At 72.0% G+C, this 4,548-nt stretch carries 2 protein-coding genes; both read right to left on the reverse strand.

Annotation, left to right across the window (positions count from 1 at the left end; all coding sequences use genetic code 11):
* Window positions 1–34: 34 nt before the first annotated feature.
* Entirely contained in the window at window positions 35–766 is a 732-nt protein-coding gene (locus FNH09_RS44750; protein WP_162470057.1) for a GmrSD restriction endonuclease domain-containing protein, read from the reverse strand.
* Between the two features lie 199 nt (window positions 767–965).
* Window positions 966–4,499: a transcription-repair coupling factor gene (gene mfd, locus FNH09_RS44755; RefSeq protein ID WP_152895610.1), complete on the reverse strand. Its 3,534-nt coding sequence runs from the start codon at window positions 4,497–4,499 to the stop codon at window positions 966–968.
* Window positions 4,500–4,548: the final 49 nt, after the last annotated feature.

The following is a 4,548-nucleotide window of genomic DNA, read 5'->3' on the forward strand; positions in this document are numbered from 1 at the left end:
GGAACAGGGGGACGGGGGAAGACCCGGCCGGGGTTCAGCGGGCGCGGAAACGCGCCGGCGCCTCGGTCGGGTTGCCCCCGGTGGGGAGCTTCTGGCTCGGGCAGCCGGAGAGGACCTTCACCATCGCGGCCTTCTCGGCGGCGGTCACCCACAGCTCGTACTTCTTCTTCACGGCGACCTGTCCGGCCACATAGGCGCACCGGTAGCTCGCGTTGGGCGGCAGCCAGGTCGCCGTGTCGCCGTCGCCCTTGCCGCGGTTGGTGCTCGCGTCGACGGCTATGAGGTTGAGCGGGTCGTTGGCCAGCGCGATGCGCTTGCTCGGGTCCCAGTACTTGGCGCCCTTCTGCCAGGCGTCCGACAGCGCGACGACGTGGTCTATGTCGACCAGGCTGCGGCCGCGCCGGTAGGTCACGTTCTTGCCGGAGTAGGGATCGGGTTCGAGGACGCCGTAGGACACCTTGCACTTGCCGTCGGTGAACTTGAGCTCCTTCAGGTCCCGCTTGAGGATGTCGTCGCGGGTGTCGCAGCTGTTGGAGTCGGTGTCGGCCCAGGCGGTGCCGAACCGGTCCCGGTCGTAGCCGGTCTTCGGCGCCCGGCCCTTGACGGTCAGCGACCGGGCCGCGGTGAGCGCGGCGCCCCCGCCCGCGGTCCCTCCCGGGCCGGCCGTCTCCGCGGGTCCCGCGGATCCCGTGGTCTGCGGTGTGCATCCCGCGACGGCGAACACCGTCATGACGGCGATCGCCGTCCCTCCCCTCAGACGCGTCACGCTGCGCCCCTCCCCTTCGCTTCCCGGTTCCGTCCCCGTACGGAGAGGGTTCCCCGCGTCGGTCCTTGCACACCGTAGCCGTCCGGGGGTCCGGAGCATTCGGCGCCCAGGCATCCGACGCGCAGGTCAGGGGGCTCGCCGACCGGAGGCACCCCCGACCGGAACGGTCCGTCGGGGGCACTCTCCGCGAGGACGGGCCCTACGAGCCCAGGACCGTCGCCAGGAACTCGCCGACCCACCCGAGGAGTTCGCGCCCGACCAGCGGCTTGCCGCCGACCTTCGCGGTCTTCGGGCGGGGCACCAGGATCTGGTGGACGGCCGGCTTGATGACCGTCCCGGGGTACAGCCGCTTCAGGCGCAGCTCCTGCGACTCGCGCAACTCCACCGGAGCGAACCGGATGTTGGTGCCCTGGAGCACGATCTCGCCGACCTCGCAGGCCCGCGCGAGCATCCGCAGCCCCGCCACCAGCAGCAGGTTCTCCACCGGCTCGGGCAACTTGCCGTAGCGGTCGACGAGTTCCTCGCGGACGGCCTTGATGTCCGCCTCGGAGTTGGCGGAGGCGATCGCGCGGTACGCCTGGAGGCGCAGCCGCTCGCCCGGCGCGTAGTCGTGCGGGACGTGCGCGTCGACCGGCAGTTCGATCTTGACCTCCAGCGGCGGCTCCTCCTCGACCCCGCCCGTCTCCAGCTGCCGCCGGTAGTCGGCGACCGCCTCGCCCACCATGCGCACGTACAGGTCGAAGCCGACGCCCGCGATATGCCCGGACTGCTCGCCGCCGAGCAGATTGCCGGCGCCGCGGATCTCCAGGTCCTTCATCGCCACGTACATGCCCGCGCCCATCTCGGTGTGCTGGGCGATGGTGGCGAGGCGCTCGTGGGCCGTCTCCGTCAGCGGCTTCTCCGGCGGGTAGAGGAAGTAGGCGTAGCCGCGCTCGCGGCCGCGGCCCACCCGGCCGCGCAGCTGGTGCAGCTGGGACAGGCCGAAGGTGTCGCCGCGCTCCACGATCAGCGTGTTGGCGTTGGAGATGTCGATGCCGGACTCGACGATCGTCGTCGAGACGAGCACGTCGAACTTGTTCTCCCAGAAGTCGACGACGACCTGCTCCAGCGCCTGCTCCGACATCTGGCCGTGGGCGGTGGCGATCCGCGCCTCGGGGACGATGTCGCGCAGCCTCGCCGCCGCCCGGTCGATCGACTCGACCCGGTTGTGGATGTAGAAGACCTGGCCCTCGCGCAGCAGTTCACGGCGGATCGCGGCGCCGATCTGCTTCTCCTCGTACGGGCCGACGAAGGTGAGCACCGGGTGGCGCTCCTCCGGCGGGGTGGTGATCGTCGACATCTCGCGGATGCCGGTGACGGCCATCTCCAGGGTGCGCGGGATCGGGGTCGCGGACATCGTCAGCACGTCGACGTTGGCGCGCAGCTTCTTCAGCTGCTCCTTGTGCTCGACGCCGAAGCGCTGCTCCTCGTCGACGATGACCAGTCCGAGGTCCTTGAACTTCGTCTCCGAGGAGAACAGCCGATGGGTGCCGATGACCACGTCCACCGCGCCCTCGCGCAGGCCCTCCAGGACGCCCTTGGCCTCGGTGTCGGTCTGGAAGCGGGACAGGGCGCGCACGTTCACCGGGAACTGCGAGTACCGCTCGCTGAACGTGCCGAAGTGCTGCTGCACCAGCAGCGTCGTCGGCACCAGCACGGCCACCTGCTTGCCGTCCTGTACGGCCTTGAAGGCGGCGCGGACCGCGATCTCCGTCTTGCCGTAGCCGACGTCACCGCAGATCAGACGGTCCATCGGGACCGTCTTCTCCATGTCGTCCTTGACCTCGGCGATGGTGGTGAGCTGGTCGGGGGTCTCCGCGTACGGGAAGGCGTCCTCCAGCTCGCGCTGCCAGGGGGTGTCGGTGCCGAAGGCGTGCCCGGGGGCGGCCATCCGCGCGCTGTACAGCTTGATCAGGTCGGCCGCGATCTCCTTGACGGCCTTCTTCGCGCGCGCCTTGGTCTTGGTCCAGTCGGCGCCGCCGAGGCGGTGCAGCGTGGGGGCCTCGCCGCCGACGTACTTGGTGATCTGCTCCAGCTGGTCGGTGGGGATGTAGAGGCGGTCGCCGGGCTGGCCGCGCTTGGCGGGGGCGTACTCCACCACCAGGTACTCGCGGGTCGCGCCCTGCACGGTGCGCTGCATCATCTCGATGTAGCGGCCGACGCCGTGCTGCTCGTGGACGATGTAGTCGCCCGCCTCCAGCGTCAGCGGGTCGATGGTCTTCCTGCGGCGCGCGGGCATCCGGGCGCCGTCCTTGCCGGCCGCCTTCTGGCCCGAGAGGTCGGTCTCCGTCAGGACGGCCAGCTTCAGCGCCGGGTCGACGAAGCCGTAGTCGATCGAGCCGCAGGCCACGTGCACGACGGACGGGGCGAGGTCCGCGAGGTCGGTGTCCAGGCGGGCCGCGATGCCCTCGCCGCCGAGCACCTCGACCGTACGGGCGGCCGGGCCGTGGGCCTCGGTGACGAAGACCGTGCGCCAGCCGTCGGCGAGCCAGCCCTTGGTGTCGGCCAGCGCCTTCGCGGTGTCGCCGCGGTAGGTCTCGGTGGCGCGCATCCCGAGCTGGAGGGTGTCGGCCTCCAGCTCCAGGTCGGCGGCGAACGGCGACACCGACCACCACATCATGTCCAGCTCGCGGGCCCGGTCGCGGACGTCCGCGATGGACCACAGGGAGGCCGCGCCGACGTCGATGGGCGCCTCGCCGCCGCCCGCGGTGGCCGCCCAGGACGCCTGGAGGAACTCCTGGGAGGTCGCCACCAGGTCCGCGGCGCGGGTGCGGACCCGTTCCGGATCGCAGACGACCGTCATCGCGCCCTTCGGCAGGACGTCGAGCAGCAGCTCCATGTCGTCGACCAGGACCGGGGCGAGGGACTCCATGCCCTCCACGGCGATGCCCTCGGCGATCCGGCCGAGCAGCTCGCCCAGCTCCGGGTGCTGCTCGGCGAGGGCCTGCGCCCGGGCGCGCACCTCGTCGGTGAGCAGCAGTTCGCGGCAGGGCGGCGCCCACAGGCCGTGTTCGGCGACCTCCAGGGAGCGCTGGTCGGCGACCTTGAAGTAGCGGATCTCCTCGACGTCGTCGCCCCAGAACTCCACGCGCAGGGGGTGTTCCTCGGTGGGCGGGAAGACGTCCAGGATGCCGCCGCGCACGGCGAACTCGCCGCGCTTCTCGACCAGCTCGACCCGGGAGTACGCGGCGGCGGCGAGGGCTTCCACCACCTCGTTCAGGTCGGCGTTGCGGCCGGGGCGCAGTGCCACGGGCTCCAGGTCGCCCAGTCCCTTGACCTGCGGCTGGAGCACGGACCGTACGGGGGCCACGACGACGGACACCGGGCCGGTCTCGGGGTCGTCGGTGCGGGGGTGGGCGAGCCGGCGCAGCACGGCGAGGCGCCGGCCGACGGTGTCGCTGCGGGGGCTGAGCCGTTCGTGCGGCAGGGTCTCCCAGGACGGGTACTCCGCCACCCCGTCCGGCGGCAGCAGCGAGCGCAGGGCCGCCGCCAGGTCCTCCGCCTCGCGGCCGGTGGCCGTCACCGCCAGCACCGTGCGGCCGGTCTCGCGGGCCAGCGCGGCGATCGCGAGGGGGCGCGCGGCGGGCGGGCCGACGAGGTCGACATGCATCCGGTTGCCGTCGGAGGCCGCCTTGGCCGCTTCCGCGAGGGCGGTGTCCTTGACTACGGCGTCGAGCAGACCGTGCAGGCTCATGGAGGGCTTTCCGTCCGGGGGCCGGCGGTACACCGGGGGCGTACCGGGG

This window comes from Streptomyces adustus, assembly GCF_009377175.1.
Lineage (GTDB): Bacteria > Actinomycetota > Actinomycetes > Streptomycetales > Streptomycetaceae > Streptomyces > Streptomyces adustus.

What these genes read in the sequence shown, in the direction of transcription:
- mfd (WP_152895610.1), bottom strand. Translation starts at nt 4,499, where the DNA reads ATGAGCCTGCACGGTCTGCTCGACGCCGTAGTCAAGGACACCGCCCTC.